Below are 14,097 nucleotides of genomic sequence, written 5' to 3' on the forward strand. Positions count from 1 at the left end.
GGTGTCACATGTCTATTGCGTCCCGTAGTAGGTGTGCTATCAATGTAGTAGGCCTACTACTTGGAGGGGCGGTGAGCGACGCCGCCTCGACGTCGCCGACGGCAGCGCCGACCGCCTGTCCCGCGAGGTCTCCCGCGACGCGCAGGTGCGCTGGAGCCGCGGCGGCGAGCAGTTCGCGCACGCCACGCAGGACGCGGCGTTCAACGGGCTGATGGGCACCGTCGGTGCGCTCGCCGTCGAACGCGAGGACGGCACGCTGCTGCGCGCCAAGGCCCTGCCGCAGGGCATGCTGGGCTACCTCGTCGGCCGCGTGGTGCAGGTGACGCTCTCCACCCTGATCGCCCTGGCGATCGTTCTCGTGGCCGGCCTGCTCCTCGCGCCGCCGATCCTGCGCAGGATGGCCAGGCGCGAGTCCGGCTCGCTCATGCAACAGCGCAGAGACCGGGCGATGCAGCGGATCGGCTGAGAAGATACGCGGTGATGAGCGAGACCGTCTACAACCGCATCGCGCTGCTGCGCGCAGAGCGGAACGTCACCCGCAGGCAACTCGCCGACGCGCTGGGGGTGCACTACCAGACCATCGGCTACCTCGAACGCGGCGAATACAGCCCCAGCCTCTACCTGGCGCTGCGGATCGCCGACTATTTCGAGGTACCGGTCGAGGTCGTCTTCTCCACCAGCCCCTTCCCCCGGATCGGGGAGCGTTCGGCCTGACGGTTTCTGTCGGTCGAGCCGCCTACAGTGGCACCATGCGACCGGTCACAGATTTGCAGCGGAAGGTGGCGCCCTTCGAGGTCGTCACCGAGATGACTCCTTCCGGCGACCAGCCCACGGCCATCGCCGAGCTGGAGCGCCGCGTCATGGCCGGGGAGAAGGACAACGTCCTGCTGGGCGCCACCGGCACCGGCAAGACGGCCACGATCGCCTGGCTGATCGAGCGGTTGCAGCGGCCCGCGCTGGTCATGCAGCCCAACAAGACGCTCGCCGCCCAGTTCGCCAACGAGCTGCGCGAGATGTTGCCGAACAACGCTGTCGAATATTTTGTCTCTTATTACGATTATTACCAGCCTGAGGCATATGTGCCGCAGAGCGACACGTACATCGAGAAGGACTCCTCGATCAACGACGAGGTCGAGCGGCTGCGTCACTCGGCCACCAACTCGCTGCTCACCCGCCGCGACACCATCGTGGTCGCCTCAGTGTCCTGCATCTACGGCCTGGGCACGCCGCAGGAATACGTCGACCGCATGGCCAGGCTGCGCGTCGGCATGGACGTGGACCGCGACCAGTTGCTGCGGCGCCTGGTCGACATGCAGTACACGCGTAACGACCTGGCCTTCACCCGGGGCACGTTCCGGGTGCGCGGCGACACGATCGAGATCATCCCGAAATACGAAGAGCTGGCCGTACGCATCGAGATGTTCGGCGACGAGATCGAGAAGCTCTCGACCATGCACCCGCTGACCGGCGAGGTCATCACCGAGGACGAGGAGCTCTACATCTTCCCGGCCTCCCACTACATCGCGGGCGAGCAGCGCATGGCGACCGCCGTGGCCGGCATCGAGGCGGAGCTGGCCGAGCGGCTGTCGGAGCTGGAGCGGCAGGGCAAGCTGCTGGAGGCGCAGCGGTTGCGGATGCGCACCACGTACGACATCGAGATGATGCGGCAGATCGGCACCTGCTCGGGCATCGAAAACTACTCCCGCCACATGGACGGCCGGGAGGCCGGCAGCGCGCCCAACACGCTGCTCGACTACTTCCCCGAGGACTTCCTCCTGGTCCTCGACGAGTCCCACCAGACGGTGCCGCAGATCGGCGCCATGTACGAAGGCGACGCCTCCCGCAAGCGCACGCTGGTCGAGCACGGGTTCCGGCTGCCGTCGGCGCTCGACAACCGGCCGCTGAAGTGGGAGGAGTTCCTGGAGCGCATCGGCCAGACGGTCTACCTGTCCGCCACGCCGGGCCCCTACGAGCTGGGGCGGGCCAAGGGCGACGTGGTCGAGCAGGTCATCCGCCCGACCGGCCTGGTCGACCCCGAGATCGTCGTCAAGCCCACCAAGGGCCAGATCGACGACCTGGTCCACGAGATCCGCGAGCGGGCCGAGCGGGACGAGCGCGTCCTGGTCACCACGCTGACCAAGAAGATGTCCGAAGACCTGACCGACTACCTCCTGGAGCTCGGCGTCCGGGTCCGCTACCTGCACAGCGAGGTCGACACGCTGCGGCGCATCGAGCTGCTGCGGGAGCTGCGGCAGGGCGAGTTCGACGTGCTCGTCGGCATCAACCTGCTGCGCGAGGGCCTCGACCTGCCCGAGGTCTCGCTGGTGGCGATCCTCGACGCCGACAAGGAAGGCTTCCTGCGTTCGGAGACGTCCCTGATCCAGACCATCGGCCGCGCCGCCCGTAACGTCTCGGGCCAGGTCCACATGTACGCCGACAAGGTCACGCCGTCGATGGAGCGAGCGATCGACGAGACCAATCGGCGGCGGGCGAAGCAGATCGCGTACAACGAGGCCAACGGCATCGACCCGCAGCCGCTGCGAAAGAAGATCGCCGACATCCTGGACTCGCTGCAGCGCGAGGACGCCGACACCGACCGGCTCCTCGGCGGCGGCCGGCAGCAGTCGCGCGGCAAGGCGCCGGTGCCCGGGTTCGCGGGGCGACAGGCGGGGCAGCACGCGAAGGCCATCGCGGGCGAGATGCCTCGGGCACAGATGGAGTCGTTGATCGACTCGCTGACGGAGCAGATGCATCAGTCGGCGGCCGATCTGCAGTTCGAGGTGGCTGCGCGGTTGCGCGACGAGATCAAGGAGCTCAAGCGCGAGCTACGCGACATGCGCGAGGCCGGCGTCGAGTAGTCCCGGCTCCTGACCGCCCCGTCCATGACCCCGGCCCCCGGTCGTGGGGCGGTCGAATGGGTCAGGGTGCGTCTGGGGGCAGGAGAGTCGTCAGGGTGCGGGCGAAAGCTTCGGGGTTGTCCAGCATGATGTTGTGGCCCGACTCCGGGATCCCGAGGACCTGGACGCCCGACGCGCGCAGACCGTCGGCCGCGGCGGGCGCATCGCCTTCCGGATGCAGGTAGGCGCGCGGGATCGACAGGTCCTGCAGGAGCTCGCGCATGGTGGGCGTGGTGCCCCTGGCCAGGCTGACCGCCGTGCGATGGAGCCCGCGCAGGTCCGCCAGCCGCATCGTGGACCACCAGTGCGGGCCCACCCGATCTCGCACCTCCTTCCACCCCTGCGACACGAACGCCTCCTCGCTGTAGGCCGCGATGCCACTGCTGCCGGTCCGGGCGGGCGCCGGGGGATGGGGGTCGAGGTTGGCGTCCACGAGGATCAGGTTGGCGACGAGATCGCCGTGGCGGGCGGCCAGGACCGTCGCCACCGCGCCGCCCATGCTGTGGGCGATCATCGACGCTCCGGCGACCCCGGCCTTGCGCAGCGCCTCGGCCAGGCTGTCGGCATGGGCCTCAAGGGTGTAGGCGAAGTCTCGCGGGCGGTCGCTGATGCCGAAACCGAGCAGGTCGATCAGGAGAGAGCGGTTTCGCGGCAGCAGGGGGTGAGCGGCGACTTCCGCGTAGTAGGGGGCGGAGGTGGCACCGAGCCCATGTACGTAGACGCGGGCCGGATCCGCGCCCGGCAGCTCCACCCAGCGCATTCGGGCACCGCTGGGGTGGACGATGGCATCGTGCATGACCGGTCTCCCCTCCTGTATGGGGACCAATATATGAGGAGCTCGAACGGCGGCATTGTGCCGCTTACGGGGCCATTCCGGCCTCCTTGCGGAGGAGCGCCGCCAGGGACTCCGGGTCGGCGGCTGGGACGCCCTTGGCGGTGAACCAGGTGGCCACGTTGTGGGCGTCGCGGTCGAGGAATGACGGGCCCGCCGGGTGGGCGATCACGTCCACGATCTGCGGCAGGTCGATGATCATCAGCCTGCCGTCGTGAACCAGGAGGTTGTACGGAGACAGGTCCCCATGGGCCAAGCCCTCCCTGGCCAGCGTGACCATGGCCGCCACCAGTTGCGTCCACAGGTCGTCCAGGTCGTCCGACACCTGGGCCAGCCGCGGCGCCGCGTACCCGTCCGGCGTACCGATGAACTCCTGCAGGATCTCCGTCCCGACGATCTGCACCGGGTACGGCACGGGCACCCGGAGCTCCCACAACCGGCACAACGCCGCGAACTCGGCGACCGCCCACTGAGCGGCGATCACCTGCTTGCCGAAGGCGGTGCGGTTGGCCATGGCCCGGTTCATGCGGCTCTCGCGGGTCCTGCGGCCCTCCAGGTAGCCGGAGTCGCGGTGGAACATGCGGTGGTCGGAGGAGCGGTAGCGCTTGGCGGCCAGCAGGCACACGCGGTCCGTGCCCGGCACACCTCGGGAGATCAGATGGACGTCGGCTTCCTTGCCGGTCTTGAGCAAGCCGTACTCGGTGTCGACGGCGGCCAGCTCGGTGACCAGCCAGTCGGGGTACGGCTTGGGGCCCTTCTCCGTCGGCGTGCTCTGGTCCCAGGTGGACCAGCGGTCGCCTTCGGGCGGGCCGTCGTCGGTCTCGGGAGTGCTCTCGAGCCATTCGACGTCGTCGGCGTCGAGGGCGTGTTTGCCACGGCGGCGGTGCTGTGAATTCTTCGGCACGGTGGGATTGCTCCAGGTGTGAGGCCCACCGGCTCGTCGATCAGGTCAGCGAACGCCAGGTGGGAAGGTCTGAGGACGCGGAAAACGGCACGCGAACAGTCGTCGTCACGGTCTCACCCTCCCTCCGTGTCACAGCGATCAACTCGGCCCCGAGTATGCCGGGCCACGTCGGAGCGCCGCAACCGATTAACCGCGCGGGAAAAATCATGCGGTGGGTGCGTTCGGGGGATAATGCGGTGCGGTGGGATCGACCGAGCTTGTACGGTCCGGGCATGCGCCGATGCCCGGAATGCGACTACTGGGAGCCCGCCGGAGCCCCAGGGTGCCCCCGCTGTGCAGGCCTGGTGGACGAGATCGTCGAGGAGGGCTGGCGCGCCTTCCTGGAGCGCGAGTTCGGCACGTCCACGCCGCCGGACGAGCACCTCATCGCCGAGATGGTCACCGACGAGCCCGACAAGCACCCGTGGCGCGTGGTCGACGCCGCCTACGACCGCCTCACCTGCGCCGAATGCGACGGCCGGCTCAGCAGCGGGCCGGCCGGATGCGCCGCCTGCGACCTGGCGAACGGCTTCCGCTACTCGGCCATCGAAATCGACCGCTCCGCCGTTCCGCCCGGGAACGAGCACGCGCTGCGGGTCAATGTGGCCGTGACGCGCAGGCCGTACGGGATCTCGGACTCCGAGGTGTTGTTACGGCGGCTGTCCCTGCCGATCCTCCTCGAGGGCCGCCTGGCCACCAGGGAGCAGGCCCAGGCCACCAAGGCCATGGCCGGCAAGGGCGCCACGGAAGCGCAGCTCGCCGCGTTCATGTACCAGGAGTGGGGCGGCTGAGCGTGGGGCCTCATTCCGCGACTGTGCTCAGATCGAGCTCGATGTCCACGTCGAACCCGATGCTGGTCTGTAGTCGCTTGCGGTGGATACCAGTGGGGACATATGCCCTCACTGCCGGCTCGAGCTCAAACGTGTAGACCACAGGCAGGCCATTTTCCTGCTCCACTCGCCAGAAGTGCTTGATACCCGCGTTTGAGTATTTGATCGGCTTGGTGGATCGATCCCGCTCTTTGGATTCCTCCGAGACTACTTCGACAACCAGGTGGACGTCCTCGGGCTTGAACGAAGTGCCTTTCGTGCTGAAGGCGGACCTGTTGACTACGAGGATGTCCGGTTCTGGCCGCTGACGAAGTCCCAGCGTCACCGTCATCTCGCGCACGGCCATGAGCTCCTTGGGCGGACGGAGCCATCGCTCGAACAGCCGGAGTGCGAGCATGTGAAAGCCGGTCTGCGGCGACATCATGATGAGGGACCCATCGATCAGCTCGACGTGCCGAGGCGCGTCGGGGGGAAGGTGATCGAGCATGTCGGCGGTCCAACCGCCCGGAGGGCCGGGATAGAACCACTCAGGAAGGGCCATGGTCATCGATCTGCCTCCTCAGTGATCTCACGCGGCGAATCCATTGTGCCACGTTGCGTAGTCGTCAGGGGAGGTCTTTGCGCTCGTTCATCGTGCGGCGGTAGAGCTCGTCGATCTCGTCCAGCGGGTCCGGGGCGCGGCGGCGGGCCTCGATCTCCAGGTCCGTGCGGGAGCTGAGGTCGGCGATGCCCGACGCCGTGTGGTGGACCTGGTCGCCCATGAGGTCGGCGCGGATGCGGGCGCACATCGCCGTCAGCTTGGCCTGGTGCTCCCTGAGCCGGTCGAGCGTGGCGTGGTCGACGAACGATGACAGGCGGCGCTGCTGGGCGTACATCCCGAGTTGCCCGTCGTGCACGTCGGCCTGCGCGGCCAGGTCGGCCATGAGTCTGGGCAGGTCGCCGAGGCCCCAGCCCTGGCGTTGGGCGTGGTCGATGGCCTGGCGGGTGAGGGACACCTCGCGGCGCAGGTCGAGCCGGAGGCGCTCGACCTCGGCGGCGTCGCCCGTGCCCATCGCGTTGACGTGGGCGGTGAGCCGCGTCGTGGCCTGCTTGGCCTTGCTCGCCGCCTTCCTGCCCAGCTTGACCAGCAACCAGATGCCCACTCCGCCGAGCAGCAGGAGGAACGCCAGGATCACCAGTACGACGACAAGGAACTCGCTGATCTTCGCCACCTCCTGTTGGTGTTGATGTCTAGAGGATAGTCGGCTGGAGCGGGCTTGGCGCGTTCGACCAAGCAAGCCCTTGATCGCACCGAACGCCTGTGTTTCAGTTCACGTACTTGCGGATTGCGTGCGGGAAGGGACATGACCGGTGCTGGACGGCAAGGTTGTGATCATCACGGGTGGCGCCAGGGGGATGGGAGCGGCCACCGCGCGGCGGTGCGTGGCGGCGGGGGCGCGGGTCGTGGTCACCGACGTGCTGGTCGAGGAGGGTACGGCCACCGCCAAGGAGCTGGGTGCCCGATTTATCGAGCATGATGTGACAAATCCGGACCAGTGGGCCGCCGTGGTCGGCTCGACCCTGGAGGAGCACGACAGGCTCGACGGATTGGTGAACAACGCCGGCATAGCCACCGGGCTCCCGATCGAGCAGCAGCCCCTCGACGAGTTCGAGCGGGTGCTCCAGGTGAACCTCGTCGGCGTCTTCCTGGGCCTGAAATCCGTGGTCGCAGCCATGCGCCGGTCGGGCGGCGGCGCCATCGTGAACCTGTCGTCGGTCGCGGGCCTCACCGCGCTCCCCGGAACGGGCGGCTATGGCGCGTCCAAGTGGGGCGTGCGCGGGCTGACGAAGATCGCCGCGCTGGAGTTCGGCCGGGATCGTATCCGGGTCAACTCCGTGCATCCAGGGATGATCGTCACTCCGATGACGCAGCCGTTCGGGGCCGTTTCCGGAGACGGCACCTTTCCCCTGGCCGCCGCCGGGCGCTGGGGGGAGCCGGAGGAGGTCGCCGAGGCGATCGCCTTCCTGCTGTCCGACGCGGCCTCGTACGTCACGGGCGCCGAGCTCGCCATCGACGGCGGGTGGACGGCGGGGGAGAGCGCGCTGTTGCCCCGACTCGACACACAGGGCCCGGGCGAGCAGGGTCTTGACATGGAGGTGGAGCAGGATGGCAGTTGACGGGCTGACACGGGCGGTCATCGACGCCATGAGCGAGTTCTTCCCCAAGGGCGCCGGTGGGTGGGACGCGGTCGAGGTGCGGCGGGTGCTGGAGGAGGCGCCGCCGCTCGAAGAGGAGCCGCTGCCCGTGGCTCGGGTGGAGGATCGGGCGGCGGGGGACGTTCCCGTGCGGGTTTACTGGCCCGACGGTGACGGCCCGCGGCAAGGGCCGGACGGGGACGGTGGGTGGCCGGTCGTCGTGTATTTCCACGGCGGCGGGTTCACCGTGGGCTCGCTCGACAGCCACGACGGCGTCTGCAGACAGCTCTGCGCGGGCTCCGGGGCCGTCGTGGTGGCCGTCGGGTACCGGCTGGCGCCCGAGCATCCCTATCCCGCCGCCGTGGAGGACGCCTACGCCGCCACGCGATGGGTCCACCGGCATGCGGCGGAGCTCGGCGCCGACCCCGGGCTGCTCGTCGTGGCCGGCGACAGCGCGGGCGGGAACCTGGCCACCGTGACCTGTCTCAAGGCCCGCGACGAGGGCGGGCCGCTCATCCGGCTGCAGGTGCTCGTCTATCCCGCCACCGACGCGGCCCAGGACTCGCCGTCGTACGCGGAGAACGGTGAGGGATATTTCCTGACCGCTGCGCACATGCGGTGGTTCTGGGACTGCTACCAGCCCACCCGCGATCGGCGCGCGGAGCCGTACAGCTCACCCGGCCGCGCCGACCTCCGAGGGCTCCCGCCCGCCCTGGTGATCACGGCCGAGCACGACCCCCTCCGAGACGAAGGCGAGGCGTACGCGAGAAGCCTGGAGGAGGCGGGGGTCGCGGTGCGCAGCATTCGTTACGACGGGATGTTCCACGGGTTCTTCGGGATGGGCACGGTGCTCCCCGCCGCCAAGGAGGCCGCCGAGCAGGTGTGCGTGGCCATCCGCGAAGGGACCGGTCAATAGATGCCGTACGCCGACGTAGGCGGAAATGTCAGGCTCTTCTACACCGACGACGGAGACGGGCCGCCGTTGTTGCTGGTCCACGGCTGGGGCGCCGACTCCCACCAGTGGTCGTGGCACATCGACGCGCTCGCGGCCGAGCATCGCGTGATCGCCCCCGACCTGCGCGGACACGGCTACTCGTCGGTCCCGGACACCGGTAACACGCCGCGCATGATGGCCGAGGACCTGCACCACCTCCTCAGCCGCCTCGGCGTCCAGCAGGTGATCGCGGCCGGGCACTCGATGGGCGCCCAGGTGGTGTCCATCCTCGCCGTGGAGCACCCGGAGCAGGTGCGCGGGTTGGTCGCGGTCGATCCCGGCTACGGCATGACGGCCGGGATCGCCCGGGGCTTCCCCGAGATGATCGCTGGCCTGCGCGGCGAGCACCCCCACGCCGTCGCCGAGGCGATCGACGAGTGGTGCACGAACGCCGCCACCCCCGCCGTCATCAGGCGCTGGCACAAACGCCGCCTGTACGGCATGCCGCCCCACGTGCTCGCCCAGGCGTTCGAGGCCATGTTCACCGGGCCCGACGCCATCGGGGTACGGCCCGCGAGCGACGACTACCTGGCCCGCAGGCAGTGCCCGGTGTTGTCCATCTGGTCCGATCCCGAGCGGGCGAAGTGGGAGGCGGGCCTGCTCAAGCACCCCGCGTCCAAGGTCGTGTGCTGGGAGGGCTCCGGCCACCGGCTGCACGAGGAGCGCCCGGCCGAGTTCGTGCACCTGGCGCGCGGCTGGCTCGGCACGCTGTGAACCCCGGGCCTCATCCAGGTGGTTGACCCCGGGCCGCCTTCCTGCGGGCGCGGAAGCGGCGTACCCTCCTGATCGACCACCACGCGAACAGCGCGAGCAGCAGCAGCACGACGATCACCAGCACCGGCGCGAACACCGCGATCAGGCTCATGCCCAGCGAACCCGCGTCCTCCGCCGTGCTCACGACCGGCGCGCCCACTCCCGCCGTCCCCGCGTTGATCATCGGACGGGCCGTCGCCTTGATCGTGTGTACGGCCAGCGCCACCACGATGCCCAGCAACCATCCGGCCCAGGGGTGCTCGGTCATCCAGGTGGACCTGTCCAGTTCGGCGGCGGCGTTCGTGGCGGAGAAGACCACGCCGCCGGCGGCCGGGCGTACGACGGTCTGGATGGCGTCGTTGACGCTGTCCACGGCGGGGACCTTGTCGAGGACGAACTCGGCGGCCAGCAGCACCGCGATCACCGCGAGCACGCCCCAGTTGGACAACCAGGAGTAGCCGTCGGGCAGCTTCACGGAATCGGTGAGGTTCGCCAGGACGCCCACGACCAGCAGCGGGATGTACGCGTTCAACCCGGCGGCCGTGGACAGGCCCAGACCGGTCAGTGCGGCGAGCATGTCCCTAGTCTGCCCGTGCCGCCTCGTCCATGAGGTGCGCCAGACCGGATCCGGTGAACTCGGTCACCGCCCGCTCGTACTTCTCCATGCCCCAGGACCAGAAGTCGAAGTCGATGCTCTCGTTCGCGCCGTCCTGGATGGAGGCCCAGAGTGTCCAGCCGTACTTGGACATGAGGCCGAGCAGGCGGGCGCGGGCGATCTTGTGGCGGAGGCGGCGGCCGTAGTACGCGGTGACCAGCTGCTCCAGGTGGCCCAGCGGCAGGTCCGACTCGCTCCAGATGTTGCCGAGCTCGAAGCAGGCGTCGTTGTTGCCGGCGTACTCGTAGTCGATCAGCCAGAGGCGCTCGCCGTCGTCGAGGATGTTCCCGGGGAGGAGGTCGTTGTTGCACGGCACGGTGCCCTCGTCCCGCACCGCCAGACATTTCCGGATTTCTGCCACGGCGGGCATGAAGTTGAGATATTTCGCAGGAAGTCGGAAGCCGCGCTCCCGCACGATCCCCAGATACCGCTGCTGGAGCTCGAACATGTCGAAGTCCCGGACGAACCGCGGCCCCGCATGCAGCCTCCGGCACGCCTCCGCCACCCGCGGCAGGTTCGCCGGCTCCCGCAGGTCGGCCTCCGTGAACGTCCGCGCCGGCACGAACCCCACCACCAGCACCCCGAGCTCGGGCAGGTAGTCGTGCACCGGCGCCCCCACCCCGGCCCGCGCCGCCGCGATCGAGTTGGCGTACTCCGCGTCCCTGTCGATCGCCAGCAGCGCCCCGTCGCTGGCCGACACGCGCACCACGTACGCGCCGGAAGGGGTGGTGACCTTGTAGTTGTGGTTGGTCAGCCCGCCGGGCAGCTCCTCCACGGAGCGGGGCACGCCGGACAGCAGCGGGATACGATCGAGGACCTCGGCGACGGCCATGTTCGATGCTATGCGGCGCGGCCCTAAACGGTCTAGACCTTTTACGGTATGGCGGCTAGCCTCGCGACCATGAGCGACTCGGCCCGCATCGTGATCATCGGCGGCGGGGTGGGCGGCGCGTCCGTCGCCTACCACCTGACTCAACTCGGCGAACGCGACGTCGTCCTGCTGGAGCGGGATGAGCTGACCAGCGGCTCCACCTTCCACTCCGCGGGACTCGTCGGCCAGTTGCGCGCCGACCCCACGCTGACCAGGATGAACCAGTATTCGGTCGAGCTCTACCGCACCCTCGACGCCGGCTGGACCGAGTGCGGCGGCATCAAATTGGCCTCCACCCCCGAGCGCATGGCGGAGATCCGCCGCCAGATCGGCTGGGCGCGCACGTTCGGGCTGCCGCTGGAGGAGATCTCGGTGGCCGAGGCCGTCGAGCTGTTCCCGCTCATGAGCCCCGAAGGGGTCGTCGGGGCCGCGTACCTGCCCACGGACGGCCAGGTGGACCCGTCGCAGCTCTGTTACGCGCTCGCCGCCCGCGCCCGCGAGGGCGGGGCGAGCCTGCGCACCCGCACCCGCGTGCTCGGCGTCACCACCGCGCACGGCCGGGTCACCGGGGTCCGCACCGACCAGGGGGACATCGACTGCGAGATCGTGGTCAACTGCGGCGGCATGTTCGCCGCCGAGATCGGCCGCATGGCCGGGGTGCGCATCCCGATCGTGCCGATGTCGCACCAGTACGTGGTGACCGACGCCTGCCACGACCACACCGGCCTGCCCACGCTGCGCGACCCCGACCTGCTCGTCTACTACCGGCAGGAGGTGCAGGGCCTGGTCATGGGCGGGTACGAGCGCACGTCCGCCCCCTGGACGGCCGGCCCGAACGCCTTCGACGCGGTGCCGCCGGACTTCAACGGCCGCCTCCTGCCCGAAGATTGGCCCAGATTTGAGGAAATTTCCGATAATTCCCGGATCCGGGTGCCCAAGATGGCCGATGTCGGCATCCGCAAGCTGATCAACGGTCCTGAGGCGTTCACCCCCGACAACGAGTTCTGCCTGGGGGAGACGGAGGTCGGCGGGTTCTACGTGGCGGCCGGGTTCTGCGCGCACGGCATCGCGGGCGCGGGCGGCATCGGCAGGGTGATGGCCGAGTGGATCGTCGAGGGCGAGCCGAGCATGGACGTCTGGCACATGGACATCCGCCGGTTCGGCCGCCAGTACCGGTCGCCGTCGTACACGATCAAGCGGGCGGTCGAGAACTACGAGACGTACTACGACATTCGCTACCCCGGCCAGGAGCGGTCGGCGGGCCGGCCGCTGCGGGTCTCGCCCGCGTACGGCTGGCACGCCGCCCATGGGGCCGTCTTCGGCGAGAAGTCGGGCTGGGAACGGGTCAACTACTACGCCGCCAACGAAGACGGCGGGGAGGAGCGGCCCGACGGCTGGGCCGGGCGGGAGTGGTCGCCCGCGATCGGCGCGGAGCACCGGGCCACGAGGACGACGGCGGGGCTGTTCGACGAGAGCTCGTTCGCCAAGATCGAGGTGACCGGTCCCGACGCCGCCGACCTGCTGGAATGGGTGTGTGACAACCGGGTCGCCCGCCACGTTGGCGCCGTCACCTACACCCAGGCGCTCAACCGGCGCGGCGGCATCGAATGCGACTTCACCGTCACCAGGCGCGGCGAGCAGGAGTTCCTCGTCATCACCGGCACCGCGTTCGGCTCGCACGACCTGGGCTGGTTGCGCAAGCAGGCCGCGCTCACCGGCGCCACGGCCAGGATCGCCGACGTCACGGGTCAGTACGCCTGCTTCGCCCTCTGGGGTCCGCACGCCCCCGCCATCCTGGCCGAGCTGACCCCGGACCCGCTGGACTTCCCTTTCATGTCTTCGCGGGAGATCACCGTGGGGGACGTGCCGGTGCTGGCGCTGCGGGTGACGTTCGTGGGGGAGCCGGGCTGGGAGTTGTACTGCTCCAGCGAGTACGGGCTGGCCCTGTGGCAGGCGCTCTGGCGGGCCGGCGGGCCGCATGGGCTGGTGGCGGGCGGCTACCGGGCCATCGACAGCCTCAGGCTGGAGAAGGGGTACCGGGTGTGGGGCGCGGACCTCGGGTCCGAGACGACGCCGTACGAGGCGGGGCTGGGGTTCTGCGTCAAACCGGACAAGGAGTTCCTGGGCAAGGACGCCCTGGACCCCGCGCCGGAGCGGAGGCTGCGGTGCGTGACGTTGCGCGACCCGAGGGCGGTCGCGCTGGGCAACGAACCCGTGCGGGTGGACGGGCGCACGGTGGCCCGGGTCACCTCGGGCGGCTACGGGTACACCGTCCAGCAGTCCATCGCCTACGCCTACCTGCCGGTCGAGCCGGGCACCACCGTGGAGATCGAGGTCGAGGGCGTGTGGGTGCCGGGCACGGTGGTCAAGGAGCCGCTGGTCCTGTGACGCCGCTGCGTACCGAGATGCGGACCCGGTCGGGGCGGAACAGGTCACGCGCGAACTCCACCGGCAGGCCGTCCCCGGCGTAAGCCGTGCGCTCGATCAGCATGAGCGGCGCGCCGGGGGCGATGCCCAGCTCGGCGGCCTCCGCCGGGCGGGCGATCACGGGTTCGAGGTGCTCGACCGCGGTGCGCGGCTCCAGGTCGTAGCGGGTGGCCAGCAAGGTGTAGAGGGAGCCGGTGAGGTCCTGGTCGAGCAGGCCGGGCAGGGGCGGGAAGTAAGAGCGTTCGAGGGCGACCGGCGAGCGGCCCGCGGAGCGTACCCTGGCCACCTCGTGCACCGGCGAGCCCGGCTCGACCTCCAGCGCCTTGGCCGCCGCCCGCGGCGCGGGCACCGTCGCGGCCACCAGCACGCGGGCCTCGGCCCGCAGGTGGGCCCGCCGCATCTGCTCGGTGAACCCGGCCAGCCCGGTCAGGTCGCACTCGATGCGCGGCTCGGCCACGAACGCGCCGCCCGCCCTGCCGGGCACCCTGACCAGCACGCCGTCGCGCTCCAGGGTGGCCAGCGCCTGCCTGAGCGTCATCCTGCTCACGCCGAGCCGCCCGGCCAGCTCCCGCTCGCCGGGCAGCCGGTCGCCCGGCGCCATCTCGCCGCTGGAGATCGATTCGAGCAGCCACCGCTCGATCTGCACGTGCGCGGGGACGCCGGTGCCACGCTCCAGCTCAGGCGGTGTCCCGACCACAGGCGCATCTTGACACGGTCTGG

At 69.7% G+C, this 14,097-nt stretch carries 15 protein-coding genes; 8 read left to right on the forward strand and 7 right to left on the reverse strand.

Annotated features, from left to right (window positions below; all coding sequences use genetic code 11):
• Window positions 1-31 precede the first annotated feature (31 nt).
• The 3 genes from ACFLIM_RS02140 to uvrB are packed head-to-tail and all read left to right on the forward strand — an operon-like array spanning window position 32 to window position 2,858.
• Window positions 32-466, forward strand: a complete 435-nt coding sequence (locus ACFLIM_RS02140) for a hypothetical protein (protein WP_393161243.1) — start codon at window positions 32-34, stop codon at window positions 464-466.
• A gap of 14 nt (window positions 467-480) precedes the next feature.
• Entirely contained in the window at window positions 481-714 is a 234-nt protein-coding gene (locus tag ACFLIM_RS02145; RefSeq protein ID WP_393161245.1) for a helix-turn-helix transcriptional regulator, read from the forward strand.
• 35 nt (window positions 715-749) lie between these two features.
• Window positions 750-2,858: an excinuclease ABC subunit UvrB gene (uvrB, locus tag ACFLIM_RS02150; RefSeq protein WP_393161247.1), complete on the forward strand. Its 2,109-nt coding sequence runs from the start codon at window positions 750-752 to the stop codon at window positions 2,856-2,858.
• Between the two features lie 61 nt (window positions 2,859-2,919).
• Here the strand turns inward: uvrB and ACFLIM_RS02155 are convergent, their stop codons facing one another.
• Window positions 2,920-3,693 (reverse strand): alpha/beta fold hydrolase, encoded by a 774-nt coding sequence (locus ACFLIM_RS02155; protein WP_393161249.1) that lies wholly within the window; start codon window positions 3,691-3,693, stop codon window positions 2,920-2,922.
• Window positions 3,694-3,757: 64 nt separating this feature from the next.
• Window positions 3,758-4,633 carry a serine protein kinase RIO gene (locus ACFLIM_RS02160; RefSeq protein WP_393161251.1) on the reverse strand — a complete coding sequence of 292 codons (876 nt, stop codon included), beginning with the start codon at window positions 4,631-4,633 and terminating at the stop codon, window positions 3,758-3,760.
• Window positions 4,634-4,977: 344 nt separating this feature from the next.
• Here ACFLIM_RS02160 and ACFLIM_RS02165 point away from each other — a divergent pair, with 344 nt between their 5' ends.
• Window positions 4,978-5,463 (forward strand): hypothetical protein, encoded by a 486-nt coding sequence (locus ACFLIM_RS02165; protein ID WP_393161253.1) that lies wholly within the window; start codon window positions 4,978-4,980, stop codon window positions 5,461-5,463.
• 10 nt (window positions 5,464-5,473) lie between these two features.
• Here ACFLIM_RS02165 and ACFLIM_RS02170 read toward each other — a convergent pair whose 3' ends face one another.
• Window positions 5,474-6,049: a Uma2 family endonuclease gene (locus ACFLIM_RS02170; RefSeq protein ID WP_393161255.1), complete on the reverse strand. Its 576-nt coding sequence runs from the start codon at window positions 6,047-6,049 to the stop codon at window positions 5,474-5,476.
• Between the two features lie 58 nt (window positions 6,050-6,107).
• Complete coding sequence (locus ACFLIM_RS02175) at window positions 6,108-6,713, reverse strand: hypothetical protein (protein ID WP_393161257.1); 606 nt, start codon at window positions 6,711-6,713, stop codon at window positions 6,108-6,110.
• A gap of 139 nt (window positions 6,714-6,852) precedes the next feature.
• Here ACFLIM_RS02175 and ACFLIM_RS02180 point away from each other — a divergent pair, with 139 nt between their 5' ends.
• From ACFLIM_RS02180 to ACFLIM_RS02190, 3 genes are read left to right on the forward strand one after another with little or no spacing between them, the layout of a single operon-like run.
• Window positions 6,853-7,659, forward strand: a complete 807-nt coding sequence (locus ACFLIM_RS02180; protein WP_393161259.1) for a glucose 1-dehydrogenase — start codon at window positions 6,853-6,855, stop codon at window positions 7,657-7,659.
• Window positions 7,649-8,593: an alpha/beta hydrolase gene (locus ACFLIM_RS02185; protein WP_393161261.1), complete on the forward strand. Its 945-nt coding sequence runs from the start codon at window positions 7,649-7,651 to the stop codon at window positions 8,591-8,593. The genes ACFLIM_RS02180 and ACFLIM_RS02185 overlap by 11 nt, the downstream gene beginning before the upstream one ends.
• Complete coding sequence (locus ACFLIM_RS02190; RefSeq protein WP_393161263.1) at window positions 8,594-9,385, forward strand: alpha/beta fold hydrolase; 792 nt, start codon at window positions 8,594-8,596, stop codon at window positions 9,383-9,385.
• A gap of 10 nt (window positions 9,386-9,395) precedes the next feature.
• Here the strand turns inward: ACFLIM_RS02190 and ACFLIM_RS02195 are convergent, their stop codons facing one another.
• Complete coding sequence (locus tag ACFLIM_RS02195) at window positions 9,396-10,001, reverse strand: DUF4126 domain-containing protein (RefSeq protein WP_393161265.1); 606 nt, start codon at window positions 9,999-10,001, stop codon at window positions 9,396-9,398.
• A 4-nt stretch (window positions 10,002-10,005) separates the two neighbouring features.
• Window positions 10,006-10,911: a phosphotransferase gene (locus ACFLIM_RS02200; protein WP_393161267.1), complete on the reverse strand. Its 906-nt coding sequence runs from the start codon at window positions 10,909-10,911 to the stop codon at window positions 10,006-10,008.
• A 69-nt stretch (window positions 10,912-10,980) separates the two neighbouring features.
• Here ACFLIM_RS02200 and ACFLIM_RS02205 point away from each other — a divergent pair, with 69 nt between their 5' ends.
• Complete coding sequence (locus tag ACFLIM_RS02205; RefSeq protein WP_393161269.1) at window positions 10,981-13,338, forward strand: GcvT family protein; 2,358 nt, start codon at window positions 10,981-10,983, stop codon at window positions 13,336-13,338.
• On the opposite strand, the gene ACFLIM_RS02210 is transcribed toward ACFLIM_RS02205, so the two are convergent.
• Window positions 13,316-14,074 (reverse strand): GntR family transcriptional regulator, encoded by a 759-nt coding sequence (locus ACFLIM_RS02210; RefSeq protein ID WP_393161271.1) that lies wholly within the window; start codon window positions 14,072-14,074, stop codon window positions 13,316-13,318. The genes ACFLIM_RS02205 and ACFLIM_RS02210 overlap by 23 nt on opposite strands.
• Window positions 14,075-14,097 lie beyond the last annotated feature (23 nt).

Origin of the sequence: Nonomuraea marmarensis, from assembly GCF_043197025.1 — a bacterium.
Taxonomy (GTDB): Bacteria; Actinomycetota; Actinomycetes; order Streptosporangiales; family Streptosporangiaceae; genus Nonomuraea; species Nonomuraea marmarensis.